This window comes from Corynebacterium pseudopelargi (assembly GCF_003814005.1).
GTDB classification, from domain to species: Bacteria; Actinomycetota; Actinomycetes; order Mycobacteriales; family Mycobacteriaceae; genus Corynebacterium; species Corynebacterium pseudopelargi.
In genome coordinates this window covers 2,189,100-2,215,732 of record NZ_CP033898.1, presented here as the reverse complement: position 1 = coordinate 2,215,732, position 26,633 = coordinate 2,189,100, and the positions used below count along the sequence as shown (strand labels likewise).

Here is a 26,633-nt window from a genome sequence, read left to right as displayed (position 1 = left end):
TGGGTGGCTGTGTTCTCAAATTTGAGGCTCTAAATCAATCTAGAAAATGCGTTATATGCATATTGTGTTTTAGGGGCTATTTGTGCGAAGAGCACAAGTTTGAAAACGAAGCAACGTGCTCTTTTTCACTCATCAGACGAAGGGAGCATAGGCAGGGGTGAATTCTTAGATCGTAAAAAAGTAGTAGAGTTGCTATTTTTCTTATTTACGCAGCTTGGAATATAAAAACGGCGAAATTGACCATGTTTGCTTCAGTGAGGAAATTCAAATTTAATTACTATCTCTGGCAAAAAGACGTTCGGCTGCATAGCCTGATAGGTGTACCCCTCAATCAGGTTTTGAGAAAGGCCGGAAGTATGTCCAAGAGTTCAAGAAGGCTTGGCGCCAAGGCTATTGCCGCAATCGCCACCCCCTCACTAATGTTCGCAACTGGAGCCGCATTTGCCCCACTCGCGGCAGCGCAAGAATCTGAGGCACCAGCCTCTGAGGTTGTTGCACCCGAGACCCCAGGCGATACCTCAAGCGAAGCACCTGCAGAACCCCCGGCCGAGACTCCTGCTGAGGAAACTGAGGCGCCCAGCGAGGAAACTCCCGCTGATACGGACGATAACGACAGCGATGCAGACTCCTCGACGCCCGACACTCCTGCGGAATCCACTCCATCCGAGGATGCTCCTGCGGAGGAATCCGAAGCTCCAAGCGAAGCGCCTGCAGAAACCCCGGCGCAACCGGTGGAGATTAATCGCGTGCCAACGATTACGACATCAGGCCCGACTTCCTACCCCGTGGGTACCAACTTTGATCCGATCGCTGATCTCAAGCCCACGGCGAATGACCCGGAAGACGGTGACATCAGCCAGAATATCCAGGTGGTTTCCAACAATGTGAACGAAAACAGCCCCGGCACCTACGAGGTTGAATTTGCGGTCTACGACAGCTTTGGCAACCGAGCATCTCGCTTTGTAACTGTGACCATCACGGGCAACGGTGAGGAAAACCAGGCCCCGAGCATCAAGGTCAATGGGCCTATGTCCTACCCGGAAGGCTACGATTTCTCCCCCATCGACCTTTCTGTGCAGGCAACTGACCCAGAAGATGGCGACATAAGCGATAGCCTCGAGCTGCTCAAAAACACTGTGAACCCAGAAGTTCCTGGCGATTACCAGGTGGTGTACCAAGCAACTGACAGCGGTGGATTGACTACCAAGATCTTCATCCCGGTGACCATCACCCCGAAGAAGCAGATCAACGAGACCCCCACCATCACCGTCAATGGTCCTACCACCTTCCCGGTTGGCACGCCCTACTCTTTCGACAATCTGAATGCCACTGCCTACGATCCCGAAGATGGCGATATCACCGACAAGATCGAGCAGGCCTCCTCGGACGTCAATCCGGATGAGCCTGGCACATACAACGTGGTTCTTGCCGTCACGGACAGCGATGGCGCACGCCATGAGACGATTGTGACCGTCAAGTACGTGCCCAAGATGGAAAAGATCAACGCCGCCCCAGTGATCAAGGGCCCTGAGAAGGTCGAGATTGACCAAGGCGCGGATTTCTCCGACCCGGTGGAAGTGCTCAAGGCAAAGGCTCAGGATCAAGAGGACGGCGACATCACCGACGAGATCACGGTCGTGTCCAACGACGTTGATACTGACACTCCCGGCAACTATCGCGTGGTGCTCAAGGTCACCGACTCCGATGGTGCAAGCACCACCAAGGCAGTGGACGTGCACGTCAAGCCCAAGGATGAAGCTGAAGATTCTTCGGTGAACATCTTTGTTGCTGCTGTAGTAAATCTGCACGTCGGCATCAACTTCGATGATCCGGTGGCAGTGCTGCACGCAACCGCTTCTTCCGCTATCGACGGCAACCTCACCGGTTCCATCAAGGTGGTAGCCAGCGACGTCAACATTGAGGTAGCCGGCACCTATCACATCACCCTTTCGGTGACTGCCTCGAATGGCACCAAGTCTGAAAAGACTGTGGAAGTGGTGGGGCAGGACAAGGACGACAATGGTGCTCCCACCAAGGACGAGCAGCAGTCCGACTCCTCCAACGATGCAACGGCTGGTCACGCAACCCAAGACAAGCAGCAGCCTGCTTACCGCAACCTTGCTAACACCGGCGCATCCGTCATCGGCATCGTCGTGGTTGGTTTGGCACTGGTAGGTGGCGGAATCCTGCTTAGCCGTCGCCGCAAGCAGTCCTAAACACCTATTGCTGCTCTTGAAAAGAGAGCAGCAATAAGCGCCCGGTTCCTCGTCGCAAAGTAGCGCGAAGGAACGGGCGCTTTGCTATCTACACCCCGCCGGTTACTGCAGGTGCAGCGGCAGCGCGATTCACGGCGCTGGTGACGGCCTGCAAAGAGGCATAAGTGATAGAACCAGCGATGCCTACGCCCCACGCTGGGGTACCGGAGACGTCGGCAAGCACATAGGCAGCGGCCTCGGCATCATCGCCGGAAGTGCGGGCGTGCTGGGAGTATTCCTGCACCTCGACGTCGATACCCAAAGACTCAAGCGCGTTGCAGTACGCGGCCACAGGGCCGTTGCCGGTGCCTGCGATATTGACCTCCTCGCCGCGGAAGCGAACCAAGGCCTCGACCTGGGCGTTTTCATCGCCGCGGACCGTGATCTTCAAGGCCTCCAGCGGCTCGGAGCGCTCCAGGTATTCGGTGGCGAAAATGTCCCACATATTCTTGGAATTCACTTCGCCGCCCTCGGCGTCGGTCACGCGCTGCACCACGGAAGAAAACTCCACCTGCATGGGGCGAGGCAGCGCGATGCCGTGATCGGTTTTCATGATGTACGCAACGCCGCCCTTGCCGGACTGGCTATTCACGCGGATCACTGCCTCATAATCGCGGCCAACATCCTTCGGGTCGATGGGCAGATACGGCACTTCCCACGTCTCGCTTTGCAGCTCGTCCCACGCCACATCGGTGTGCGTGGCGCCGGGGCGCACGCGCGCGGCCATGGCATCCAGACCCTTATTCACAGCATCCTGGTGCGAACCGGAGAAAGCAGTAAAGACCAAGTCGCCGCCATAGGGGTGACGTTCCGGCACGCGCAGTTGGTTGCAATATTCCACGGTGCGGCGGATGTGGTTGATATCCGAGAAATCGATCTGAGGATCCACGCCCTGGGTGAGCATATTCAGGCCCAAGGTGACCAGGCAGACATTGCCGGTGCGCTCGCCATTGCCGAACAGGCAGCCCTCAATGCGGTCGGCGCCAGCCATGTAGCCGAGCTCCGCAGCGGCCACACCCGTGCCACGGTCGTTGTGGGGGTGCAGCGACAAGATGATGGAATCGCGGCGGTTGAGGTTGCGGTGCATCCACTCGATGGAATCCGCATACACATTGGGAGTAATCATCTCCACGGTGGAGGGCAGATTAATAATGATCGGCTGCTCAGGGGTTGGATCCATGACCTCTACCACTGCGTCGCAGACTTCCTTGGCGTATTCCAATTCGGTGCCGGTATAAGACTCAGGTGAGTACTCCCAGCGCCAGTTAGTGCCGGGGTATTCGGTGGCCAGACCCTTAATCAGCTCGGCGGCATCGGTGGCCAGCTTCTTTACCTGCTCGCGGTCTTTGCGGAAGACCACCTTGCGCTGCAGTTTAGAAGTGGAGTTGTAGAAGTGGACGATCACATTCTTGGCGCCGGCGCAGGCCTCGAAGGTGCGGCGAATCAGGTGCTCGCGGGCTTGCACCAGTACCTGGATGGTGACGTCGTCGGGGATCATGTCTTTTTCAATGATCTCGCGCACGAAGTCGAAGTCAGTTTGAGATGCAGAGGGGAAGCCCACCTCGATCTCCTTGTAGCCCATCTTCACCAGCAATTGGAACATGCGGCGTTTGCGCTCGGGGCTCATCGGATCAATCAACGCCTGGTTGCCATCGCGCAGATCCACCGCGCACCACTGGGGTGCTACCTCGATGCGCTTGGATGGCCAGGTGCGATCGGGCAGATCAATGGCCTCTACTTCCTGGTGGAAGGGCTGGTAACGGCTGGTGGCCATATTGGAGCCGCGCTGCTTATTCCAGGCCGCTTGGCCTGGGTTGAAGTCGCCGGCTGGGGTTTCAATGGAGCGGGGTGCGGAGAAGAAGGTGTCGTTTCGGCTCATAATCGTTTCTCAACTCTTGTGTAAAAGGTGGTGGTGACTGAGCCGGCCAAAGCGAAACTCCGCGACGGGAGCCAGCTCAGTGCTAGAAGGAGGGCCCGCCGCGGCGACTAAGCAATAGGTCCGCGCGTTGCATGTCTCACACCCTAGCACAGAAATGAGACGAACTATCCCAAAATGTGAGTTCGCCCCGGCGTCCGGCACGCCGCCACCCCGACACCGGCACCCTGACCTCGCCACCCCGACCTCACCACCCCGAGCGCGCCCCGCCCAAGCAACAACCGGCTCCCAACATCTAGCGCTACAGTTGCTGCTGATGCCTACTGCCCACACTTCAAGGCACGCGCTCACACGCCGTGTGGCGTGCGCCTTGCATCCGGATTTTCGCCTTGCGCTGTGGCTATTCCTTGTCACAGCCGTGGTTCGTTTCGGGCTGCTTGTGGCCATGAATCCTGCTCACGCCTTGGATTATCTGGCCAAGTGGGATGGCGAACAATATGTGGCAATTGCTCGCTTTGGCTACTTCAGTGCAGATGGCACAGGCCCAAGTGATCCAGAGATCTATCAGCATCGCTTGGCATTTTTCCCTGCGTACCCCTTTGCCATCCGCGTGCTGTTTAGCGCGGTGCACTGGCTTCCCTTGCCCATCAGTTATGCGGGTGTGGGCGTGTTTATCTCCTGCGCTGCAGGGGTGGCGGCCACCATGGCCATGCTGCGCTTAAGTGGCCGCGAACCCAATGGTGCACTGCTGCTGCTCGGTGCGCCCATGGCAATCACCTTGACCATGGTCTACACAGAAAGCCTCTTTTTGGCCTGCGCTTTATGGGCTTTGGTCTTTCTAATCCAGCGCCGCCTCCTACCGGCGGCGGTGTTGGTGGCGTTGGCGGGTTTGGTGCGCCTCACGGCGGTGGACTTGTGGCTGGTGTTTGCGGCAAGCGTACTGGTGTATCACCGCCGCAGCTTCAAGGCCTGGGCACTGTGCTTATGCTCTGCGCTTCCTGCTTTGGCCTATCTACTGTGGGCTTCTTGGCACACGCGCGAGGTGGGCGGCTACTTCGGAATGCAGGAGCAGGGCTGGGATTCGGGCTTTGATTTTGGCCGCGCCACCTTGACCTGGCTTGGCACCTGGCACAGCAATCCCGGCTACATCATCAGCAGCGCCATCATCCTCGCGGCACTTGTGACCCTACCGGTGGCAACGTGGTGGGCGCGCGCCGGGTTGCTTGACTGGCACCTCTGGCTGTTTGGTGTGGCCATTAGCGCCAATGTGCTGCTTTCTAATGGGATTATGCATTCGCGTCCGCGCTTGCTGCTCCCCGCCGTGGTGCTGCTGCTCCCCCTGGCGCGGCGCCTTCCTTCGTGGGCGATGGTGCTGTGGTGCCTCATAGGCGCCTTGATCTCCGCCTACATGGTGGGCGTGTTCCAGTGGGCCATTTAAAAAGAAAGCCACCTAGCTCTTTTGCGCCCCAACGCCCTTTCTTGAAAGCGCGATCGTAGACACGATCATGGTGGCAAGCGCGAGTGCCATAAAGAACCAGTTAAAGCCGCTGACTTGGAATTTCTCTCCCAGCACTGCGTAGCCAAGTGCGAAGGCGACGATGGGTTCCAAAATGGTCATCGCTGGTAGGGAGTTTTTGAGGTCTCCGGCGTTAAAGGCGTATTGCTGCACTACGGTGCCGATGATGGCTCCTGCGAGCAGCGTGTAGCCCTCCCATGCGGTGAGCAGTGCAAGAAAGCCCTCGTGGGTAAAAATGTCCACGGTGGCTTTGGAAAGCACCGCCACATAGCCGTAGATGCCGCCGGTGACTACGCCGAGCCATAGGGCTTTTTCGTTCCTGATTTGGCGCTGGGCGTAGCGCTCCAGGCTGATGAGCGCTACAACACCAATGACCATCGCTGGGATCCAGCGTTCGAGTGGTGGTTGTGGGTCGCCGGCTTCTGGGCGGCCTAGCAGCACGAGTACGGCGACGGCGATGGTGAGTGCGAGTGCCCAGAGGAATTCATCGCGGGCGATGCGCCTTCCGGCGAAGTGTGCGGAAAGCGGCAGGGTGAACATGAGCGAAAGCACGAGGATCGGCTGCACTACCAATAGGGCGCCAAAGCCCAGGGCAATGATTTGGAATCCGTAGCCTGCTAGGGCTAGAAAGGTGCCTGCCCACCAGGCGGGGCGTCGAATAGCTTGGAGGAATGGTGAGCCTCCTGCTGGGGCGTTTTCTGCAATGCGGTGGCGGACTACGGTGCCCCAGGCGATGGTGAGGGCTGAAAGTAGCGCGAACGCCATTGCAAGAATATTTCCCAACATTGTCCTTACTATAACGCCTAATTGGGGCTCGACTTCGCTTGACCACGCCAAAGGGCTGTAAGCTATGAAGCCGACATTCATGTAGGGATAGAAAGGGCAATGCCCGTGGCACTTGTCGTACAGAAATTTGGTGGCTCCTCTTTGGAGACCCCGGAGCGCATCCGCAGCGTGGCTGAACGCATTGTTGCTACTAAGAAGAAAGGCAACGACGTGGTCGTGGTGTGCTCAGCAATGGGCGATACCACCGACGACCTGCTGGATATGGCCGCCGCCGTGAACCCCGTTCCGCCGGCTCGCGAGATGGATATGCTGCTTACCGCCGGCGAGCGCATCTCGAATGCGCTGGTGGCGATGGCTATTGAATCCTTTGGTGCGAAGGCGCAGTCCTTCACCGGTTCGCAGGCGGGTGTGATTACTACCGAGCGTCACGGCAATGCGCGCATCGTCGACGTCACCCCAGGTCGTGTGCGTGAGGCGCTCGACGAGGGCAAGATCTGCTTGGTGGCTGGGTTCCAGGGCGTGAATCGTGAGTCCCGCGATGTGACCACCCTAGGCCGTGGCGGTTCCGACACCACCGCTGTGGCTTTGGCTGCTGCGCTCGATGCCGATGTGTGCGAGATCTATTCGGATGTCGATGGCGTGTACACCGCCGACCCGCGCATCGTGTCGAATGCGCAGAAGCTTGAAAAGCTCTCCTTTGAGGAGATGCTGGAGCTTGCCGCAGTCGGCTCCAAAATTCTTGTGCTCCGCAGCGTTGAATATGCGCGCGCCTTTGGTGTGCCGCTGCGCGTGCGTTCGTCGTATAGCAATGATCCCGGCACCCTGGTCGCCGGTTCGATGGAGGATATTCCTGTGGAAGAAGCAGTGCTGGCCGGTGTAGCCACCGATAAGTCCGAAGCAAAAATTACCGTCCTTGGCATCCCGGATTCCCCCGGTGCCGCAGCCGATGTGTTCCGTGCGCTTGCCGATGCCGAGATCAACATCGACATGGTGCTGCAAAACATCTCCTCGCTGGAAGATAACCGCACCGACATCACCTTCACCTGCCCGCGTACCGACGGCCCGCGCGCCATGGAGCTGCTGCGCAACCTGCAGGCGAAAAACGACTGGCAAAACGTCGTGTACGACGATCAAATTGGCAAGGTGTCCCTGGTGGGCGCTGGCATGAAGTCGCACCCCGGCGTGACCGCTATCTTCTGCGAGGCTCTGCGCGATGCCGGCATCAACATTGAGCTGATCTCTACCTCCGAGATCCGCATCTCTGTGCTGATCCGCGAAGCCGACGTAGACGAGGCCACCCGCGTGCTGCACGAGGCTTTCGAGCTCGGCGGCGATACCGAAGCCACCGTGTACGCAGGCACCGGCCGCTAAACCTCAATTCTTAAAAGGACACATTCATGACCACTGTTGCAGTAGTAGGGGCCACCGGCCAGGTGGGTCGCGTTATGCGTGCCCTGCTCGAAGACCGCGATTTCCCCCTCGATAGCATCCGCTTTTTCTCCTCCCCGCGCTCTGCTGGCACCAAGCTCACCTTCAAGGGCGAAGAGGTAGAGGTAGAAGATCTCACCCAACAAGACGTTGAAAGCCTCCGCGGCATCGACATTGCGCTGTTTTCTGCCGGTGGCTCTACCTCCAAGCAGTGGGCTCCGGTCTTTGCCGAGGCAGGCGCCACCGTGGTGGATAACTCCTCTGCATGGCGCAAGGATGATGAGGTGCCTTTGGTGGTATCCGAGGTCAATCCTGAGCAGGTCCGCGATCTGCACAAGGGCATCATCGCTAACCCCAACTGCACCACTATGGCGGCGATGCCGGTGCTCAAGCCCCTGCACGATGAGGCCGGGCTGGTGCGCTTGCACGTTTCCTCCTACCAGGCCGTGTCTGGTTCTGGCTTGGCCGGTGTGGAGACGCTGGCGAAGCAAACCGCAGAGATCGGCGATCGCGATGTGGAGCTCACCCACGATGGTTCGGTGCTTGAGACTGAAGATCTAGGCCCCTACGTCAAGCCGATCGCGTTTAACGCCCTGCCTTTTGCCGGCAATTTGGTAGATGATGGCTCCAAGGAAACCGACGAGGAGCAGAAGCTGCGCAATGAGTCGCGCAAGATCTTGGGCATCCCCGAGCTCAAAGTCGCCGGCACCTGCGTGCGCATCCCCGTCTTTACTGGCCACACGCTTACCATCCACGCCGAGTTCGACCGCGCCATTACCCCTGAGCGTGCCGAGGAAATCCTTGCGCATGCCGAGGGTGTCAAGCTTGTCGACGTCCCAACGCCGCTCGATGCCGCTGGCATTGATCCTTCGCTGGTGGGACGCATCCGCCAGGACCAGTCGGTAGACGATAACCGCGGCCTGGTGCTCGTGGTGGCAGGCGATAACCTGCGCAAGGGTGCCGCCTTGAACACCATCCAGATTGCAGAGCTTCTGGTCTAAGAGCGAATAATCAAAGCGCTCCCCGAAGAATCGGGGAGCGCTTTGGTGTGTCTACAGTGTGTTTTGCGTGAATCTCACGCGGGGGCGTGTTACATCACGCCGTGAATTTGGCCGATGCTGCCAAGGATGACCTTGACAATGGCCACAGCGAATTGTGCTGCATCCTGGTCGAAGTAACCGGGAAATGGTGCAGGTCCTACCTCCATGCGAGGTCCTTTCTAGTTGAGGGGATTGTCCCGCTAGCCGATGGTGATCGTTGCTTGGGGATCGTTGTAGTTGGTCCAAGCGGCAAGCGGAGGAACTCGCTTGCATTCCAACACGCACTTGGGGTCTTGCTTGTTTGGCCGACCATCTTGGCGCACATCATTGGCGTTATACACCGTGGGTACTGCTACCACCTTTTCCCCAGACTGCGCTCGGGAAGGGATATAGGTGTTGAGCTTGATGTGGAGTTTGCCTTCGTCGGTGGCCTTATAGGTAAGCCAGGTGTACACACCCCAGTCGGCGCCGGTGCCTGCTTCACGCAGGGTCACGCGGACGGTGTAGTAGAGCCCGGGGGTAAATCCGGAGGCTTCTGCCTGCACTACGGCTTGGGTTGGTGCATTGGGCACCATGTGTACGGTGTGGGAACCTTGAGGGTCCGTGAACTTCACGCTATCCACGTGGCCTTCGGCACGGTCCGGGTTGACGGGCACTTCGATGACCTTGGTGGGATCCCACCAAGGGCGGCCATCGGTGGAGGAAGTCAGCGGATCAAAAGGCGCAGCCACAGCCGCCTGTGCTCCCAGGGCCATTGTTGCCGCCATTGCTCCGGCAGCGATGAGAGATTTGGCCTTCATGTGAGAAACGCTCCTTGTGTTTAGACCACGCCGGTGGCGAAGCCGAGCATTGCCTGGATTGCGTCGAGGAGGTGCGGCCCGATTTCCTGGAACCAGTGGGTTACCGGGATGGGGTCGTGCGCGGGATCCAAAGGCACATTTTCCATTGGGTATTCAGTTGCTCCCATGAGCGTGTCTCCTAGGTGCTAGTGAAGAAAACGAGTGTTTTATGCGACCTTTGCCACAAAACCGAGGATTGCCGAAACGAGATCAACGACCTTGCCGAATACACTGGTGACGTTGTCGGGAGTGATCTCGGAAGAGAAGGCGTTTGCCTTGTCGGAGGAGGAGAACTCGGGCTTTTCAGCCGGGGCGGCAGGCTGCTCTTGGGCAGGTGCTTCCTCGGCGGGCTCAGCCTCAGCGGCTGGGGCCTCGGCAGCCGGGGCCTCGACCTCGGCGGTGACGGCGGTGTCGGTGGCTTCTACCGGAGCCACTTCGTCTGCGTTGGCAAGGCCAGCACCGGCAACGGAAACAGCGATGGAAAGGAGTGCGGCGCTCGCAATCTTGCGGATCTTCATGAATCTCTCCTTATGTGAGATGAGTGGGATGAACTTACGTCTCCTGTGGAATGGAATTGGAATTCAGGATGACGTGGGCTTGATTATAAAATCGCCATTTTTTTAACGCAATAGGCCTTGGAGTAAAAAACAAGCCACTTGCCAAGATTTGGCGCCACTTTTTCTCAAGCGAGATGTATTTGTGCAGGTAAAGGCCATAATTGAACTCCAGGTGAACTTTACACCGCGCGCTGTTTTGCTAAGTGAAGCTCCGTCTCGGCCAATGATTTTATGCCGAGACGGAGCCACTTTTATGCAATAACTTTGAGACCATATTAAAAATATGCTCATTCTGCTACAAAAATATTTTGCGTGACATGTTCGCAAGGCTCGAACTTTCGGATGAGCTTGGCAAATATACGTTTTCAGTAGCGCAAAGAAATGATTGTGATCGATGGCACTGAATCCGGCGCTGTCGCATAGCGCGCACGCGGCGCTGGTGCGGAATCTAAGACAAAGCGAATAAAAGCGCCCGTTGAAGCGGGGGTAGCAAGCGGGGGTAGCGTGTAACGCGAAGAAACGCCCTATCGATCGGACCTAGGCGCCAAATGAGGCCTGCTGCTGGCTGCTTCCGTGCGCCTCGATGAGCTCCTTGCGGGCCCTCGCCACGCGGCTGCGAATGGTGCCAACACGAACATCGGCGATCTTGGCTGCCTCTTCATAGGTATAACCCAAGACCTGGGTAAGGATCAGCGCCTCGCGCTGCTGCTCGGGCAGATTATCAATGAGCATGCGCACATCTACCCACTCGGACCATTTGGATTCCAAAGAGGTGCTGCGTTGGAGGTCTTCTACCTCGGCGGTGGATTTGCGCGGGCGGGCCATGTCGTGGCGGATATTGTCTACCCACACCCGGCGGGCAAGTGAAAGCAGCCACGTTCTGGCAGAAGACCGCGCGGCAAAGCGCGGCAGCGCTTTCATTACTCGCAGGTAAGTCTCTTGGGTGAGGTCGTCGGCAATGGCGGTGCCGCCAAGGTGGGCGAGCAGGCGCCATACATCGCCTTGGGTGGCACGGATGAACTCGGTAAGCGCAGCGCGATCGCCACGGCCTGCCTTTAAGGCCAGGGCCGTGACGGCTTCGTCGTTATGTTGCTGCTGAGCATCCATGGTGTGTGTGAGTTTAGCAGTCAAACTTCCGATTGAGTTTTCGCCGGGGGTGCACACAGTGGGGTGCGCAGTGAGGTTGCACAGCGAAGTTGCCCAGCGGGGACGCGCTTTTAGGGCATAAAAAGCTCTGTATTGCCTAGGAATTCCATGTGAATGCCCGCATCGCGCTTGAAGCCTGAGGTGACTAGGTGTAGGTTATTAATTAACGCACATCAATAGGAAAACCCTTAGGAGGGCAACGCTGATGTCTCAGAACGAACAATCCGCCGCCGATCAAATCTTGAACCAGGGCGAGCGCACCGGAAACGCAGACCACACCACCCGCGCAGGTGGCCAGCCCGTACCCAGCGAAAATGTGTCCATCACCGCTGGCGCTCAAGGCCCCAACGTGCTCAATGATCTGCACCTGATTGAAAAACTGGCGCACTTCAACCGCGAGCGCGTGCCGGAGCGCAACCCCCACGCCAAGGGCCACGGCGCTTTTGGTGAGCTGCACATCACCGAAGACGTCTCCCAGTACACCAAGGCCAAGCTCTTCCAAAAGGGCACCGTTACTCCCATGGCCGTGCGCTTTTCCACCGTGGCTGGCGAGCAGGGCTCCCCGGATACTTGGCGCGACGTCCACGGCTTCGCGCTTCGTTTCTGGACGGAAGACGGCAATTACGACATCGTGGGCAATAACACCCCCACCTTCTTCCTCCGCGACGGCATCAAGTTCCCCGACTTCATCCACTCCCAGAAGCGCCTGGGTGCCAATGGTCTGCGCGATGCAGATATGCAGTGGGATTTCTGGACCCGCACCCCAGAGTCCGCGCACCAGGTGACGTATCTGATGACCGACCGCGGCACTCCTAAGACTTCCCGCCACCAGGATGGCTTTGGCTCCCACACCTTCCAGTGGATCAACGAGGAAGGCACCCCGGTGTGGATCAAGTACCACTTCAAGTCCCGCCAGGGCTGGGATTGCTTCACCGATGCCGAGGCCGAGGAGATGGCCGGCAAGAATGCCGACTACCACCGCGAGGACCTCTTTAACGCCATCGAGCGCGGCGATTACCCCATCTGGGACGTCAAGGTGCAGATCATGCCCCACGACGAGGCCGATAACTACCGCTGGAACCCCTTCGATCTGACCAAGACTTGGTCGCAGAAGGATTATCCGCTTATCGACGTCGGCTACTTCATCTTGAACCGCAACCCGAAGAACTTCTTCGCCCAAATTGAGCAGCTTGCCCTTGACCCGGCAAACCTGGTGCCAGGCGTTGGCCTTTCACCCGACCGCATGCTCATGGCTCGCGCCTTTGCCTATGCTGATGCCCAGCGCGCACGCATTGGCTCGAACTATCAGCAACTGCCAATCAACCGCCCCGTGAACCCGGTCAATACCTATAGCCACGAAGGGCACATGGCCTATGAGTTCAACCCGGCCGATGCTCCTACCTATAGCCCCAACCGCTTTGCAAAGGGCGCAGGCTACCTCGACGATGGCCAGACTTCGAACTCTGGCGAGACCTTCGGCCAGGCCGGCGACCTCTACGTGAACCCGGATCCTCACGGCACGGACCTGGTGCGCGCAGCCTATGTGCAGCACCCAGAAGATGACGACTTTATCCAGCCCGGCATCCTCTACCGCGAGGTACTCGACGAAACTCAGCGCGAGCACCTGGTAGAAAACATCACCAATGCCATGCAGGGCGTGTCCCCCGAAACGGAGGAGCGCTGCTACTGGTACTGGAGCCAGGTGGATGAACACCTCGGCGCCGAAGTCAAGCGCGTGTTCGCTTCCAAGAAGTAAGCACCGCCCCAACGCCTAAGCCCCGCAAGCTCATCGCTGCGGGGCTTATTCGCTTTAACGGTACGCTCGTGCATGTGCAGCCCACCTCAGCTTTTGATCCTGCCATCCAAATGGCGCACGATTCTGCGCTGCGCTCCATTGCGCGCGTGGTAGAAGAAACTGCCCAGCCCACCCCAGCGCCGCAGGCCCTAGAGCGCATCAGCTATCAACTGCGCCAAGGCCGGGTCATGGTGATCACCGGCGCGGGCGTGAGCACCGAATCGGGTATTCCCGATTATCGCGGGCCGCGAGGTTCCTTGTCCCGGCATCGTCCCATGACGTACCAGGAGTTTCGTCACGATGCAGCAGCCCTGCAACGCTATTGGGCACGCAGCTTTGTGGGCTGGCGCCACCTGGATCAAGCAGCACCGAATCGCACACACTTTGCCCTCGTAGAGCTCGAACGCGCGGGCTTTGTCTCAGGTGTGCTCACCCAAAACGTCGATGGCCTGCACCGTGCAGCCGGGAGCAGCAGCCTGATTGCCCTGCACGGCGATTTAGCCCGCGTGGTGTGCCTAAGCTGCGGGGCAAAGGAGGATCGCCACCAGCTCGATCAGCGCATCCAGGCAGCAAACCCCAACTATTTAGCGCAGATTGAGCTCGATCCGGCCATGGTGAATCCCGATGGCGATGTCACGCTCAGCGCCAAGCAGGTGGCGGGTTTTCAGCTGGTGGGTTGCCAGGTATGCGGCTCCAAGCTGCTCAAACCAGACGTGGTCTATTTTGGCGAGCCGGTGCCCAAAAGCCGCCGCGAGCGCGCCTCCGCTTTGCTGGAACAGTCCTCATCCGTGTTGGTCGCCGGATCATCTTTGGCGGTGATGAGTGGGTATCGCTTCGTGCTCGATGCCCTCAAGCAGGGCAAGGAAGTGGCCGTTATTAATGGTGGCCCGGGAAGGGCCGATGCGCGCGCCCACACCCTCTGGCGCACCCAGGTAGGCCCGGCCTTTGATGATCTTTTAGATGCGCTCAATCTCTAAGGCTTCAAGGTTGCTGGCAGAGGGTTCTGTATGCGGGCAGATGGGTTGTGTGCGGGGGCGTCGAAAAGCTAAAAGCGGCTAGGCAAGCCTTATATTTTGGTGTAGGTTTGCTAATCGTAGCCTAAGTTAATCTCGAAATATCTAGAAGGAGCGAAATGCGCCGCCTCATTGCCGCCGGCCTAGCTGCTGCCCTCACCCTCACCGCTTGCTCGAGCGGGGAAGAAGGCTTTGATCAGAAGTCCGATGACGTAGTCAATGTGTATTCCTCTCGCCACTATGACGTGGATAAAGAGGTGTACAAGATGTTCGAAGAAGAAACTGGCCTCAAGCTCAACGTGGTCGAGGGCAAAGGCGATGAGCTGGTAGAGCGCATCACCCGCGAAAAGAATAAGCCCCAGGCAGACGTGCTGCTCACCGTCGGTGCCGAGTCGCTGTATCCGCTGCACGAGGCGGACGCGTTGGAAGACGCCATGAGCGACACCATCGAGTCCAATATCCCCGAACAGTTCCGTGGCGATTATTGGATGGGTATTACTTCTCGTGCCCGCGTGATTGCGTATAACAAGGATCACGTGGACCCGGAGAAGATCAAGACTTATGAGGACATCACCAAGCCTGAGTGGAAGGATCAGATCCTGGTTCGCCCCTCCAGCTCTTCCTATAACCAGGCGCTGCTGGCCTCGTTTATCGAGGTCGATGGTGAAGATTCCGCCAAGCAGTGGGCACAAGGCGTAGTAGATAACTTCGCCCGCGAGCCCAAGGGCAACGACATTGACCAAGCCAAGGCTGTTGCCGCAGGCGAGGGCGATCTGGCCATCATGAACTCCTACTACTGGGCTCGCATGGCAAAGTCCTCGGACCCCAACGAGGCCAAGGTGGCTGAAAAGGTCGGCCTGATCTTCCCCGAGAACACCCACCTCAACATCTCCTACGGTGCCATGCTCAAGGGTGCAAAGCACAAGGAAAACGCCATCAAGCTGCTGGAATTCCTCTCTAGCGAGAAGATTCAGGAACTCTATGCCCAAGAAAACGGCGAGTTCCCGCTCAACCCCAAGGCCCCGCTGCCTGAGGTGCAGAAGTCTTGGGGCGAATTCACCAAGCAAAAGGTGGATTATGAAGAGCTTGGCAAGTACCGCGATGATGCCACCAAGATCTTCGACGAGGTCGGCTGGAAGTAAACTGCACTCACTACAACCGCCACAAACCTTTGGAAGAATCGCGCAATTTTGATCACTTCTCGTCGCGTCTGGACCACGATCACTGCGATCGTGGTCTTACTCATGCTTACCCCACTGCTCGGCATCCTCGCCGGGCTTTTTGCCCCAGCCAGCGATGCCTGGCACCACATCGTAGATAACCTGCTCGCAGGCTATATTTGGGGCACCTTCAAGCTGGTATTCGCCGTGGTGATCTTGAGCGTGATCGTGGCCTCCGCCTTAGCGTGGTGGGTCACAGCCTATGAGTTCCCAGGCAGGCGCCTGCTCTCTTTGGGCCTAGTACTACCGCTTGCCATCCCGCCCTATATCGGCGGCTATACCTACGTGGCCATGACCGGCTACACCGGCTGGATCCAGGTGGGCCTGCGCAATCTTGGGGTGGAGCTTAAACCAGGCAGCTTTGATCTGCTCACGCCTTTTGGCGCGGTGCTGATGTTCACGCTGTTTTTATACCCCTACATCTTCTTAGTGCTTCGCGCCTTTTTATCCCGCGAAGTAGGCCACCTGCTTGAGGCCGCCCGCGTGTCTGGGGCAAGCCCGATGCGCGCCTACTTCACGGTGATCCTGCCGCTTACCCGCAACGCCGTGGTAGCTGGTGCCACGCTGGTGGCCTTCGAGGTGCTCTCCGATTATGGCCTGGCCTCCTACTTTGGCCTAGAAGTATTTACCACCGCCATCTTCAAAAGTTGGCTCGGCCTTGGAGATATGACGGCGGCCTTAAAGCTCGCCGCCATCTTGCTGCTGGTGGTCACCCTGCTTTCTGCTGGAGAAAAAGCACTGCGCGGCCCGCGCTCGGCCTCGGTGGGGGTTCGCGCACGGCCGATGCAGCGCATGCAATTACGCGGCCTAGCGCGCGTATTGGTCCCCCTTGCAGCGTGGTCGGTTTTGGCCTTTGCGCTGCTGATCCCCATGATCCAGATGATCTACTGGGCCATTGTGTCTATGCCCAATATCCGCTTCGATGGCCTGCTTGCCACCCTCGGCACATCCGTGTCCGTGGCGCTGGCCGGTGCGCTTGCCACCACCATCTGCGCTTTGATCGTGGCCCAAACCCAAAGGCTGTGGCCAAGTGCTGTGACCAAAACCTTCGCGCGCATCACCGTGATGGGCTACTCGGTGCCTTCCACGGTGATTGCCCTGGCCATCTTGTCGGTGGGAGTGTGGCTCGATACCCGCATCGGCACTGCGCTGACCGCCACGCCCGCGATCATCGTGGTGGCCTACCTCATTCGCTACCTGGCGGTGAGTATGCAATCGGTGGAGTCTGGTTTTGAGCGCGTGGGCATCCGCGCTCACGAATCCGCACGCCTTCTAGGTGCGGGGCCACTGAGGGCCACGGCCACCGTGGACGTGCCGATGATCCGCTCGGCGCTAATCGGCGCCTTCCTCCTGGCGTTTATCGACATGATGAAGGAACTTCCCATCGTGTTGATCCTGCGCCCCTTCAACTTCGCCACCTTATCCACGCGCGTATTCGAATACGCCAACGATGAGATGATCCCTGAGTCTTCGCTTTCAAGCCTGCTCATTATCGGTATTGCCATGATCCCCATCGCCTTGATCGTGGCACGCCAATCCCAGGAGAACCCACATGTCTAGCATCCAGCTTGTCGACGTCACGTTCCGCTACCCCCACGCCAAAGACGACCAACTGGCGCACTTCAACTTGAGAGTAGCCCCCGGAAGCTGCACCGCACTGCTTGGGCCATCCGGTTGCGCAAAAACCACGGTGCTCAGGCTCATCGCAGGCCTCGAACGCCCAGCCTCTGGCGAGGTGCGCATTGGGGATGCGTGCGTGGCTTCGTCGACAAGCTTCCAAGCCCCAGAAGCCCGCGGGATTGGCCTGGTGTTTCAAGATTATGCGCTCTTTCCGCACATGACGGTGCAGCGCAACGTGGAATATGGACTGCGCGGCATGAGCCGTGAGCAGCGCAAACAGCGCGTAGCCGAAACGCTCGACATGGTGGGCTTAAGCGAACTTCACTCGCGCTACCCACACCAACTTTCCGGCGGCCAACAACAACGCGTAGCACTTGCCCGCGCCCTTGCCCCCAGGCCCAAAGTGCTCCTGCTTGACGAACCCTTCTCCAACCTCGACGCCAACCTGCGCGAACAAGTACGCCACGAAGTCCGAGAACTACTTGAACGCGCCGGCGTGACCAGCGTGCTTGTCACCCACGACAGCGCCGACGCCCAAGCCCTGGCCAGCGACATCGTCCACATGGAGCCGATCAGCACCGCGCAAACGACGCGTTAACCACGGCCACAAACGACGAACCACCAACAACTGCACCAACGCCCAGCAAGCAATACCGGCAGCCAAGGACGCCACCACGCCCACCCAAGGATTAGCAATGCGGGCAAGAATATCGAACTGCAAGATATAGCAATACAGCGACGCAGCAGCCAACAAGCCCACCGGCCTTAATGCCCAACGCGGCAAAGGAATCTGCGGCACCCACAACAACAGTGCCGCACCAATGAGCACATACGCCCACTGCCACAACGTTGCAAACATCCCCCACGACGCCACAGCAGTCAGCATCCACGCCACAATCTTCTGCGCCTGCTGCTGCGCATTACGCACCAACACACCCGCAGCCAACAGCCACATCGCCCCCAAAGGCCCATGGCGCAAATGCGAAGGATCGAAAATCTCCACCGCATAACGAGGCAGCAGCAACAAACCAAACAACAGCAACGCACCAGCAAAACCATCGCGGGCATACACACGCCACACACCCGGCACACAAGACAAAGCCGTAAGCACCACCATGCCAAGCAGGTAGGTCTCAATAAACCAAAACAGCCACGTAGAGCCCTGGCTCTCCCACAACCACTCAATCAACAACACATTGGACCAGCCATAAGTGCCCGTAATCAGCACACCCACCAAAGAAATCACAGAAGTAGGAATCGCCACCGCAGCACACGTCAGCGCCACCCGACGCACACGATCACGCGCCGAAGGCAACGCAAACGCAAACGCAGCCAACTGATACCCCGCCACCAACAACAAGGTATGCGCCCCACCCAACACACGCGCCAAATTCGCATGATTCAACACAATCGTCAACGCCGCCACAGCACGCAACACCATCGGCGTATCAGCACGCACCATCGACGAACTCCGCGTAGCCAAAATCTGCTCCAAAGGCACATGCTGCCAATTCGGCGGCAAATGATGATGGCGGCCAAGCAGGGCGGCGGCGGCGACGTGGTTGAGGCTGGTGCCGCCGTTGTGCACGAAGGACTTCGACACATCCACCTCTTCTAGATATATACCTAGAAGATGGGCGAGTTTTGGCAATGTTCCAGAGCCAGCCCACTGCTCATCCACCATCTGCTTCGCCCGCCTTTTATCGGGTTTGCCATTGGGCAAAAGTGGCAGTGTTTTGGTGGTGGCGACTCGCACATGGGATCCATCGAGGCCGGTGGCGGCGATGAGTTCGGTGGTGTTGGGTGCGGTGCTTTGGGTGGCGAGCACGCGCACGGCTGTGTCGTCGCCGGTGACGATGGCGTGGATGTGTTGTTTGCTTAATTGCGATTGGATTTCTGGCAGTGCGATGCGCAGCCCGGCGATTTTAAGAAAGTCGCTGCTGCGCCCGTGGATGCGCACGATGCCTTCTTCCACGCTGCCGAGATCGCCGGTGCGCAGTTCATTGATCATGCGCCCCAAAGCGAGGTCGTCTTGGTGCATGGCATAGCCCATCATTACCCCAGGCCCGCTAAAGACCAGCTCGCCGTGATCCACGCGCATCTGAGAGCCGCGGATTACTTCACCCACGGCATCTGGGTGCTCCAAGCTTGTCGACGGCCGCGTAATCGTCATCCGCGCACTCGCCTCTGTTTGCCCGTACATCATGGAAAACGCAATGCCCTGTGCGCCCAAGCGCTTGGACCACTGCTTGGCCAAATGGGCATCCAGTTTGCCGCCGGCCTGATACACCAGGCGCAGCGAAGCAGGGGCCGGATCAAAAGTAGGTGTGGTTTGGGCCAGCTCGAGCATGTGGGGCACCACGCCAATATTGCTCACTTGGAACTTGCTCAACTTCTGGTGCAAGTCTGGGTCAGTCATGCTCCATTCGCCCACAGCAAGGCAGCCGCCAGCAAGCAGGTGCGTATGCAGCACCGAAAGACCAAAGGAATAGTGCAGCGGCAATAACGTAGCGCCCACATCGGAGGCCTCAAGGCCCAAGCCATAGATGATGGCATCGGCATTAGAGTGCAGATTCTCGGCCGAAAGGCGCACCAATTTGCTTGATCCCGTGGAGCCGGAGGTGCTCAGCAGCACGGCAAGATCGGGGTGCAGCTCGATGGGGTCACGGTGCAAAGTGACCATGGTTTGGCCATCCATGCGCGCATTGGGCTTATAGGGCTTTGCTGCCTGATCGCCAGCCACCAAGGCCACATGGCCTGCTTCAAGCACAGCAAGGTAGCCGATGATTGCGTCAATGCTGCGCTCAAAAGGCACCTGGATCAGCATTCGTTGCGAGGCCGCGAGGGTGGCGGCGCAGACAGACACTGCCTCTTTGAGCTGAGCATGGCTTAGCGTGGTGGCTTCGCTTCGCAGCGCGGGTGCATCTGAGGGGTGAAGGAGCGCACGGGCGAGATTCATGGGGTTACCTCAACGTAGGGACGCCTAAAAGAGTTAAGGGTATCCTATCCATTATGAATCGCGAGGTAGGAATCGTGGTGTATCAAATCCCCCTCAGCGTCGCCGGTGCAGACCTCGAGGAACTGCTCAGCGCCAAGGATCGAGCACAACTTGAGCAGTTTGTGCAGCCGGCTGACAGGGCCAGGCGTTTGCTCGGCCACGCCCTACTGCCTCTTCTAGATATATATCTAGAAGAGCAGGTGTGTCCGGAGTGCGGGGGCGAAGGCCACGGGCCTGTCCAAACCAATACTGGTTTCGTCTCCATCGCCCATTCGGGCCAGTGGGTGTTTGTGGCTGTAGGTGATGCTCCGGTGGGGGTGGATGTGCAGCGTTTGCCTTGTCCTGATGGTTGGGCGCGCCATGAAGCGCAGGTGAAGTGTCCTGCTGCGCGGTGGGTGTGCGATATTGCGGCACCTGTTGGGTACGTGGCTGCGTTGGCGGGGCAGCAGGAATGCAAAAAGCACGCCCTTGAAGATGGGGGCGTGCTGTTTGAGCAGTGGCGTTATTCGCGTTCGGCGTCTTCTCGGGCGACCTCGTAAAGCGATCGACCCATGACGAAGGAGCCGATGGCGAGGACTACCAGCAGGCCGGTGATGGCGAGGGCTGCGACGATGAGGTCGCTGATCAGGAAGGTGCCTGCGCCGATGTCGTGGATGAGTTTGGCAATGATCAACAGTGGCAGCGCGAGGCTGGTGTTGGTGCTAAGTACGTTGGCGCGGGTGAGTGGGTCTGGGGCGCGCCAGACGGCCAGGGTGGTCAAGGCGATGACGATGCAGGCGATGATCACGATGGCGGCGGCAACAATATCGAACATTAGCGGCGTCCCTTCGAGATGATGCGTGCGGCCGACATGGTGGGCAGCACGCCGCCGATGATGGCTACGAGCAGCAGCACATCGTAGGCGATCTGGGTGTCGTGGGTCATAGACCACAGCACGTAGAGGCCGATGAGCGTGTAGAAGACGAGGTCGCTTACCACGGCGCGGCTGAAGGCATCTTTGCTGCGCAGGATCAGTGCGAGTGCTGCGAGCGCGCAGATTCCTAATACGCCCATCGCTATGTAGATCACGGTGAGAAACATGCTTAGGGTGTTTCCTTTCGCTCGGGCACGGGTGCCGGTTGTTCGATCTTTGCCGCTTCGAGGTTGTGGGCAATGGAGCGAACACTTGGCGCCATGGTGGCTTCCATGTGGGCGAGATCTTCGAGCACCGCTTGCGGGTCGGAGCCGTACACGGCGTGTACCAGCAGGGTGTGGTCTTCTCTCAAGCCAATGCTCATGGTGCCGGGTGTCATGGTGATGGACACGGCGAAGGCGGTGATTTGCCAGTCTTTGCTCAGGCGCAGGGGGTAGTGCACGACGATGGGGTCGATGCCCTTGTTGCCTTTGAGCGTATCTACTAGCACGGTGTTAGCAGCTAAAACGATCTGCCAGACCAGCCAGAACACATACTTAATGGCGTGCATTTATTTGCCTCCTAGCTCGCTTGCGGCATTGGCCTGGACGTCTAAGGGCAAGCCCACTGCTTCGTCTCCGAGGACGGCTTGTTGGTAGGCGGGGACGTCGAGAAGCCCCTCGGCCGCCTGGTTGGTGAGCTCGAACATCGGGCCTGCGCCAAGGAACATGCCAAAGGAAATGACGATGAGCACGGCACTCGGGGCGAGCCTGCGCCAACGAACCTTCAATCCATCGGGGTAGCGCTCCTTATTCAGCGGCTGGCCCCAGAAGGTTTCGCGCCACAGGCGCATCATGGAAAGGAAGGCGCCGAAGCTTGCCACAACGATCACGGCGATCACGATCCAGGAGGCGATATCGCCAGGCTGGGCGGCGGCCACAACGAGGGCCACTTTGCCCCAGAGTCCAGAAAATGGGGGGAAGCCCACCACGGAGAACGCGCCTGCGGCAAAGACCGCTGCTACCCAAGGGTCGCGGTGTGCGAGACCGTGGAGCTTGGAAATCAGGTCGGTGCCATAGGTTTCTTCCACTGCACCGGTGGCCAAGATGAGCGAACCCACCGTGATCATGTGGTGCAGCATGTAGAGGATGCCGGCGGCTAGGGCTGCTGGCTCGTGGCCGGTGGCGAAGGCGAGCATGACCAAGATGAAGGGCATGCCGTTGACCATCTGATAGGAGATCACGCGGCGCATGGAGTTTTCTGCCAAGCCGGCGTAGGCGCCCACCAGCATCGAAAGCGAGCAGATCACAATAATCAGCCACATCCAGCGGGCTTCGAGATCAAAGATCACCACGTAGATACGGAAGATCATGTACACCGCCACCTTGGTGTGCAGGCCAGAAAACAGGCCCATCACCGAGGCGGAAGTGGAGGGGTAGGAGCGCGGCAGCCAGGTGTGGACGGGGAAAATGCCTGCCTTCACGGCCAGGGCAATGATGATCACGCCCATGGCCACGGTGATCGGGCCATTGCCCGCGGCAGCACCGGAGAGGGCTGCAATGTTTACGGTGCCGCTTACACCGTAGAGCAGCGCCACACCGGCGAGCAGCACGGTGGAGGTGGCCAGGTTCACCAGCACGAAGGTGCGCCCGGCTGAAAGCCTTGCCCAGGTGCCCGTCATGGCCAGCAGACCATAGGAGGGCATGAGCATGACCTCGATAAACACGAAGAAGTTAAATAGGTCGGCCGTCATTAGTGCGCCCATCACACCGCTGAGGAGCATGAGTGAAAGGGGCGCGTAGTAGCGGGCGCGCGTTTCGCCCACCACGATGGCAAACCAGTTAGAGGCAAAGGCCACGATGGAGGTGGTCACCATCATCACGGCGCTGAATTGATCGGCGGCAAAGGGGATGGCCACGCCACCGATGTAGAGGCCGATGGAGTGCGCCTGGGTGCCATTGGCGGCGGTGTAGGCAAAGAGCCAGGCCGCGGCCAGGCCGGTGAGCACTGGGGTGACAAGCGCGGTGATATCGCGGAATGCCCGCCAGGGAGCCAAGGTAGTGAGCGCCACTGCCACCAGCGGCAGGCCCACGAAGAGGGGAAGAACATAATCCATTAGTGCTTCGCCTCCTCAGAGCGCGATTGCATGCGCTTGGCGTTGTGGTCGAGGTTTTCTGCAACCTCGGCGCTGGAGATGGACCTGCCCAGGGTCTGTAGCGGCGAATCTTCATCGGCTACTTCTTCGGCCAGGGTGTCATCGGAGCGGCCAAGCCCGGAGAGGGTGAGCATATACGTGGTGGTAGCCATCGCGATCACGATGGCCGTGAGCACGAATGCTTGGGGTAGCGGATCGGCGGCATCGGCAAGATCGGTGATGTTGGGGAATGCCTCGCCGCGCCACTTGGGCACACCGGTTGCCAGGATGAGCAGGTTTACGGCGTGGCTAATTAGCGTCATGCCAATTACCAGTCGCAACATGCCGCGCTGCAGCACCAGGTATGTGCCACCGGCGGCTAGCAGCGCAATGGTCAAAGCCAGGATCATTGTGCTTGCTCCTTCTGGATTTGCTTGATGGTTTGGGCCTTTCTGCGTTCCCCGCGCTTTGGACGGGTGGCCGTTTGATGTTCAAAGGGCTTGCCGTCTGGGAAGTTCGGGTCGTCGTCCTCGCGGGCACTGACTTCCGGTGCGGCTTGCAGCGGCGAGTTGTCTTTTGTAAACGTCAATTGCTTGCGGCTCATGCCTGGGCGCAGGTAGCTGCCCAACACGTTGATGGCCATGCTGAGCATGCCCATCACCGCCAGGTACACGCCCACGTCGAAGATCATCGAGGTGGTCCAGTGATTCCCGGCGAAGTGTCCATGCAGTGCATAGAGGAACGAGCCCTTGATCAGGCCAATAAAGCCTGAAAGCAGCGCCAGCAACACACCAACGCCGGTGAGTTTGGCGGGGGTGTACACATCCACGATGCGCTGGTCGCGCGGGAAGGAAATGTAGGAGATCATCAGCGCGCCACCGAAGATCAGCGCGGCAATGAAGCCACCGCCTGGGCTGTTGTGGCCGCGCATGAATACCAGGAAGCTCACTACTGCGAGGGCAGGAATGAGGAAGCGAAGCAGTTGCTGCGCGGGGATGGCATTGATGCGTGCACGCCCGAAGGGAGTGGGGTGGGTGCCACGTTGGAAGGGGTAGCGCGGCATGGAGGTCACTACTGCGGCGATGACCACGGCAGCCATGCCCAACACAGTGAGCTCGCCCAAGGTATCGAAGGCACGGAATTCCACCAGGATGGTGTTGACAATGTTGTCGCCACCGGTGATCTCTGGGCCGTTATTTAAGTACCACAGCGAAAGCTCGGTGCGTTCGCGCCTACCAAGCAGGCCGTAGGCCGCGCCGAAGGTGACCAGACCAACCAGCACTGCCATTACTCCGGCGCCGATGCGGCGCTTGGGCTTGGTGGGGTGGAAGGTTTCTGGCTGCTGGCGAACCACCAGCATCATGATCACCACGGTGAGTGCTTCTACCAGCAACTGCGTGAGTGCCACATCGGGTGCGCCGAGTGTGAGCATTTGGAAGGTCACACCCATGCCGGCGACGCCGAGCAGCACCACGCCAGTCAGCCTGGAGGAGGTGCGCACGAGCAGTACCAGCGCTAGCGCCACGATGCCCAGGGCCACCAGATCGCTCCAGCGATCCATGCCCTCTACGCGCGGGGCGATTGCAGCGCCGTCGATACCGCCGCTGACAAGGGTGCGGATAGCGACCGTGCCGCCGAGGGCAATGATGAGCACAAACATGGCGGCCAGGTGGCGGGTGGGGCTTAAAGAATCTGCCATCTTGCCCACGGCCTTGCCATAGCCTGCTAGGCCACGCACGGCGGTGTTGAGCAGCTCATTGCCACTGCGCCATGCCAGCTTGCGGCCATCGAGTGCGGCCCAGATCTGCTTGCGCATCACAATGCCAACCACACCGAGCACCGTGACGGCAATCGAGATCGCCAGCGGCACGTTGAAGCCGTGCCAAAGCGCTAGGTGGGTGTGGGGATCTTCAGATACCGCGGCCACTGCCGAGCTAATGGGCTTGTCCAGGGCCGATACGAAGAACACGATGGGCAAGGAAAGCACGCCGGGAATTGCGGCTGGAAGCCACAGGGAGATGGGGGCTTCTTTGGTTTCCGACATGTCGCGGTCGCCGTCGATAAAGCCATCGCAGACGATGCGCGCGGAATAGGTGAAGGTAAACAGTGCACCAATGCCTGCGGCGATGAGCAAGATGGCGGCAGGCCCGTTGCCGATGGGGGCTTCTTCAAAGGCGGCGAGCATGCCTTCTTTGGAGATAAACCCAAGGGTCGGCGGCACGGCAGCCATGGAGGCTGCGGCGATGCACACCGAGCCGAAGGTAAAGGGCAGCAGGCGCCAAGAGGAACCAAGGCGCGAGGCATCGCGGGTGCCGGTTTGGTGGTCTACCACGCCAATGAGCATGAACAAGCTGGACTTGAACATCGCGTGCGCCAGGGTGTGCACCAGTGCTGCGGCCAAGGCCAAGGGGGTGCCAACGCCGATGGTGGCAACAATCCAGCCCAGGTGCGAGACGGTGGAGTAGGCGGTGAGCTTTTTCAAGTCCGATTTCTGGATGGCAAACAGTGAGGCCATCACGGCGGTGACAATACCCACCACAATCAGCAGCCAGTTCCACGTGGCGTTGTCGTGGAAGATGGTGCTAAAGCGCATGAGCAGGTAAATACCGGCCTTGACCACGGCTGCGGCGTGCAGGAATGCCGATACCGGGGTGGCTGCTGCCATGGCTTCTGGCAACCAGAAATGGAAGGGGAACTGGGCCGATTTGGTAAAGGCCGATACGGCGATGAGCACCGCGATGGTAGAGCTCAGTCCTGGTTTTTCGGCCCAGACATCGCTGGCCAAGATCCCAGAGATGCTGGTGGTGCCGGTTTGGGTGGCGGCAATCGCCAGCGCGCTGAGCATGGTCAGTCCACCGATGAAGGTGAGGATCAAGGTGCGCTGGGAGCCGAGCTCGCCGCCGGTGCCGCCGGAACGTGCGATCAGCATGAATGAGGCCAAGGAGACGAGCTCCCAGGCGATAAAGAGCACGAAGGCGTCGTCGGCAAGCACAAGCATCAAGATGCTGGCGGTAAAGGCCGTCATGATGGTGTAGAAGCTGGTGTTGCCCTTATTCTTCGATAAATAGGCCGAAGAATAGATAAACACCACGGCACCGATCAGTAGCGCGAGCAGCGCGAAGAAGACGCTGAGCGCATCGGCTTTGAGCGCGAAGTTCACCCCAAGGCCAGGGCCGAGCAGGTCGGGCACCCAGGTGGCTTGGTAGCTTAACGCCTTGCCGTCGTAGATGTCGGGGAGCTGCCGGATTAATAACACGGCTGCAAAAAGGAAGATGCCTGCAAGCGGCCAGCCGGCGGCGCGATCAATCAGTTTGACCAGAAGTGGCGAAACGGCGATCGCGAGCGCGGCTAGCGCTAGAACATACAAAAGGGTCACAGTGGTTTCACACCCATTGAGGTAGGAACTCGTGGCCTGTTGGATCTTGTGGGATCACAAGCAAACAAAAGGCAATCGGGCACAACTAACGCCTCAACACTACCAGTTGGGCATAGGGGATCTCACACGGCAAAAGAGGTAG

At 59.0% G+C, this 26,633-nt stretch carries 23 protein-coding genes; 10 read left to right on the top strand and 13 right to left on the bottom strand.

Features of this window, described 5'->3' with window-relative positions; genetic code table 11:
• Positions 1 to 356 precede the first annotated feature (356 nt).
• Positions 357 to 2,216: an immunoglobulin-like domain-containing protein gene (locus tag CPPEL_RS10410; protein ID WP_164470420.1), complete on the top strand. Its 1,860-nt coding sequence runs from the start codon at positions 357 to 359 to the stop codon at positions 2,214 to 2,216.
• A gap of 88 nt (positions 2,217 to 2,304) precedes the next feature.
• On the opposite strand, the gene leuA is transcribed toward CPPEL_RS10410, so the two are convergent.
• Positions 2,305 to 4,029 (bottom strand): 2-isopropylmalate synthase, encoded by a 1,725-nt coding sequence (leuA, locus tag CPPEL_RS10405; RefSeq protein WP_425453827.1) that lies wholly within the window; start codon positions 4,027 to 4,029, stop codon positions 2,305 to 2,307.
• 418 nt (positions 4,030 to 4,447) lie between these two features.
• Here leuA and CPPEL_RS10400 point away from each other — a divergent pair, with 418 nt between their 5' ends.
• Positions 4,448 to 5,569 carry a hypothetical protein gene (locus CPPEL_RS10400; protein WP_245990446.1) on the top strand — a complete coding sequence of 374 codons (1,122 nt, stop codon included), beginning with the start codon at positions 4,448 to 4,450 and terminating at the stop codon, positions 5,567 to 5,569.
• Between the two features lie 12 nt (positions 5,570 to 5,581).
• On the opposite strand, the gene CPPEL_RS10395 is transcribed toward CPPEL_RS10400, so the two are convergent.
• Positions 5,582 to 6,433, bottom strand: a complete 852-nt coding sequence (locus CPPEL_RS10395; RefSeq protein WP_123961052.1) for a DMT family transporter — start codon at positions 6,431 to 6,433, stop codon at positions 5,582 to 5,584.
• A 105-nt stretch (positions 6,434 to 6,538) separates the two neighbouring features.
• Between CPPEL_RS10395 and CPPEL_RS10390 the strand changes: the two genes are divergently transcribed.
• Both CPPEL_RS10390 and CPPEL_RS10385 read left to right on the top strand, forming a co-directional pair.
• Positions 6,539 to 7,804, top strand: coding sequence for an aspartate kinase (locus tag CPPEL_RS10390; RefSeq protein ID WP_123961051.1), 1,266 nt, complete (start codon positions 6,539 to 6,541; stop codon positions 7,802 to 7,804).
• A gap of 26 nt (positions 7,805 to 7,830) precedes the next feature.
• The gene (locus CPPEL_RS10385; protein WP_123961050.1) at positions 7,831 to 8,862 is read left to right on the top strand and encodes an aspartate-semialdehyde dehydrogenase; all 1,032 of its coding nucleotides are present in this window, start codon (positions 7,831 to 7,833) and stop codon (positions 8,860 to 8,862) included.
• 239 nt (positions 8,863 to 9,101) lie between these two features.
• Here the strand turns inward: CPPEL_RS10385 and CPPEL_RS10380 are convergent, their stop codons facing one another.
• The 4 genes from CPPEL_RS10380 to CPPEL_RS10370 all read right to left on the bottom strand — a co-directional run bounded on the left by CPPEL_RS10380 (position 9,102) and on the right by CPPEL_RS10370 (position 11,404).
• Positions 9,102 to 9,701 carry a hypothetical protein gene (locus CPPEL_RS10380; protein ID WP_123961049.1) on the bottom strand — a complete coding sequence of 200 codons (600 nt, stop codon included), beginning with the start codon at positions 9,699 to 9,701 and terminating at the stop codon, positions 9,102 to 9,104.
• A gap of 20 nt (positions 9,702 to 9,721) precedes the next feature.
• Positions 9,722 to 9,868 carry a hypothetical protein gene (locus CPPEL_RS11185; RefSeq protein ID WP_164470419.1) on the bottom strand — a complete coding sequence of 49 codons (147 nt, stop codon included), beginning with the start codon at positions 9,866 to 9,868 and terminating at the stop codon, positions 9,722 to 9,724.
• A 39-nt stretch (positions 9,869 to 9,907) separates the two neighbouring features.
• Positions 9,908 to 10,258: a hypothetical protein gene (locus tag CPPEL_RS11235; protein WP_206608930.1), complete on the bottom strand. Its 351-nt coding sequence runs from the start codon at positions 10,256 to 10,258 to the stop codon at positions 9,908 to 9,910.
• Positions 10,259 to 10,834: 576 nt separating this feature from the next.
• Positions 10,835 to 11,404 (bottom strand): RNA polymerase sigma factor, encoded by a 570-nt coding sequence (locus tag CPPEL_RS10370; protein WP_123961323.1) that lies wholly within the window; start codon positions 11,402 to 11,404, stop codon positions 10,835 to 10,837.
• Positions 11,405 to 11,648: 244 nt separating this feature from the next.
• On the opposite strand from CPPEL_RS10370, the gene CPPEL_RS10365 reads away from it, so the two are divergent.
• The 5 genes from CPPEL_RS10365 (at position 11,649) to CPPEL_RS10345 (ending at position 17,689) form a co-directional block, all read left to right on the top strand.
• Positions 11,649 to 13,199 (top strand): catalase, encoded by a 1,551-nt coding sequence (locus tag CPPEL_RS10365; RefSeq protein ID WP_123961048.1) that lies wholly within the window; start codon positions 11,649 to 11,651, stop codon positions 13,197 to 13,199.
• 110 nt (positions 13,200 to 13,309) lie between these two features.
• Positions 13,310 to 14,215, top strand: coding sequence for a Sir2 family NAD-dependent protein deacetylase (locus CPPEL_RS10360; RefSeq protein WP_123961322.1), 906 nt, complete (start codon positions 13,310 to 13,312; stop codon positions 14,213 to 14,215).
• A gap of 155 nt (positions 14,216 to 14,370) precedes the next feature.
• A complete protein-coding gene (locus CPPEL_RS10355; protein ID WP_123961047.1) occupies positions 14,371 to 15,393 on the top strand; it encodes a Fe(3+) ABC transporter substrate-binding protein in 1,023 nt (340 codons plus the stop codon).
• Positions 15,394 to 15,441: 48 nt separating this feature from the next.
• A complete protein-coding gene (locus CPPEL_RS10350; RefSeq protein ID WP_245990444.1) occupies positions 15,442 to 17,031 on the top strand; it encodes an ABC transporter permease in 1,590 nt (529 codons plus the stop codon).
• A complete protein-coding gene (locus CPPEL_RS10345; RefSeq protein WP_123961046.1) occupies positions 17,024 to 17,689 on the top strand; it encodes an ABC transporter ATP-binding protein in 666 nt (221 codons plus the stop codon). Before CPPEL_RS10350 ends, CPPEL_RS10345 begins: the two co-directional genes overlap by 8 nt.
• Here CPPEL_RS10345 and CPPEL_RS10340 read toward each other — a convergent pair.
• Positions 17,570 to 20,050, bottom strand: coding sequence for an AMP-binding protein (locus CPPEL_RS10340; RefSeq protein WP_123961045.1), 2,481 nt, complete (start codon positions 20,048 to 20,050; stop codon positions 17,570 to 17,572). The genes CPPEL_RS10345 and CPPEL_RS10340 overlap by 120 nt on opposite strands.
• A gap of 53 nt (positions 20,051 to 20,103) precedes the next feature.
• On the opposite strand from CPPEL_RS10340, the gene CPPEL_RS10335 reads away from it, so the two are divergent.
• The gene (locus tag CPPEL_RS10335) at positions 20,104 to 20,628 is read left to right on the top strand and encodes a 4'-phosphopantetheinyl transferase family protein (protein WP_123961044.1); all 525 of its coding nucleotides are present in this window, start codon (positions 20,104 to 20,106) and stop codon (positions 20,626 to 20,628) included.
• Here CPPEL_RS10335 and CPPEL_RS10330 read toward each other — a convergent pair.
• The 6 genes from CPPEL_RS10330 to CPPEL_RS10305 are packed head-to-tail and all read right to left on the bottom strand — an operon-like array spanning position 20,592 to position 26,491.
• Positions 20,592 to 20,903 (bottom strand): Na+/H+ antiporter subunit G, encoded by a 312-nt coding sequence (locus CPPEL_RS10330; protein WP_123961043.1) that lies wholly within the window; start codon positions 20,901 to 20,903, stop codon positions 20,592 to 20,594. The two genes, CPPEL_RS10335 and CPPEL_RS10330, sit on opposite strands and share 37 nt — an antisense overlap.
• Positions 20,903 to 21,169, bottom strand: coding sequence for a cation:proton antiporter (locus CPPEL_RS10325; RefSeq protein ID WP_123961042.1), 267 nt, complete (start codon positions 21,167 to 21,169; stop codon positions 20,903 to 20,905). The genes CPPEL_RS10330 and CPPEL_RS10325 overlap by 1 nt, the downstream gene beginning before the upstream one ends.
• Positions 21,170 to 21,171: 2 nt before the next feature.
• Complete coding sequence (locus CPPEL_RS10320) at positions 21,172 to 21,552, bottom strand: monovalent cation/H+ antiporter subunit E (protein ID WP_123961041.1); 381 nt, start codon at positions 21,550 to 21,552, stop codon at positions 21,172 to 21,174.
• On the bottom strand, positions 21,553 to 23,097 hold the full coding sequence (locus CPPEL_RS10315; protein ID WP_123961040.1) for a monovalent cation/H+ antiporter subunit D family protein: 1,545 nt from the start codon (positions 23,095 to 23,097) through the stop codon (positions 21,553 to 21,555).
• Positions 23,097 to 23,525 (bottom strand): cation:proton antiporter subunit C, encoded by a 429-nt coding sequence (locus CPPEL_RS10310; RefSeq protein WP_123961039.1) that lies wholly within the window; start codon positions 23,523 to 23,525, stop codon positions 23,097 to 23,099. The genes CPPEL_RS10315 and CPPEL_RS10310 overlap by 1 nt, the downstream gene beginning before the upstream one ends.
• On the bottom strand, positions 23,522 to 26,491 hold the full coding sequence (locus CPPEL_RS10305; protein ID WP_123961038.1) for a DUF4040 family protein: 2,970 nt from the start codon (positions 26,489 to 26,491) through the stop codon (positions 23,522 to 23,524). The genes CPPEL_RS10310 and CPPEL_RS10305 overlap by 4 nt, the downstream gene beginning before the upstream one ends.
• Positions 26,492 to 26,633: the final 142 nt, after the last annotated feature.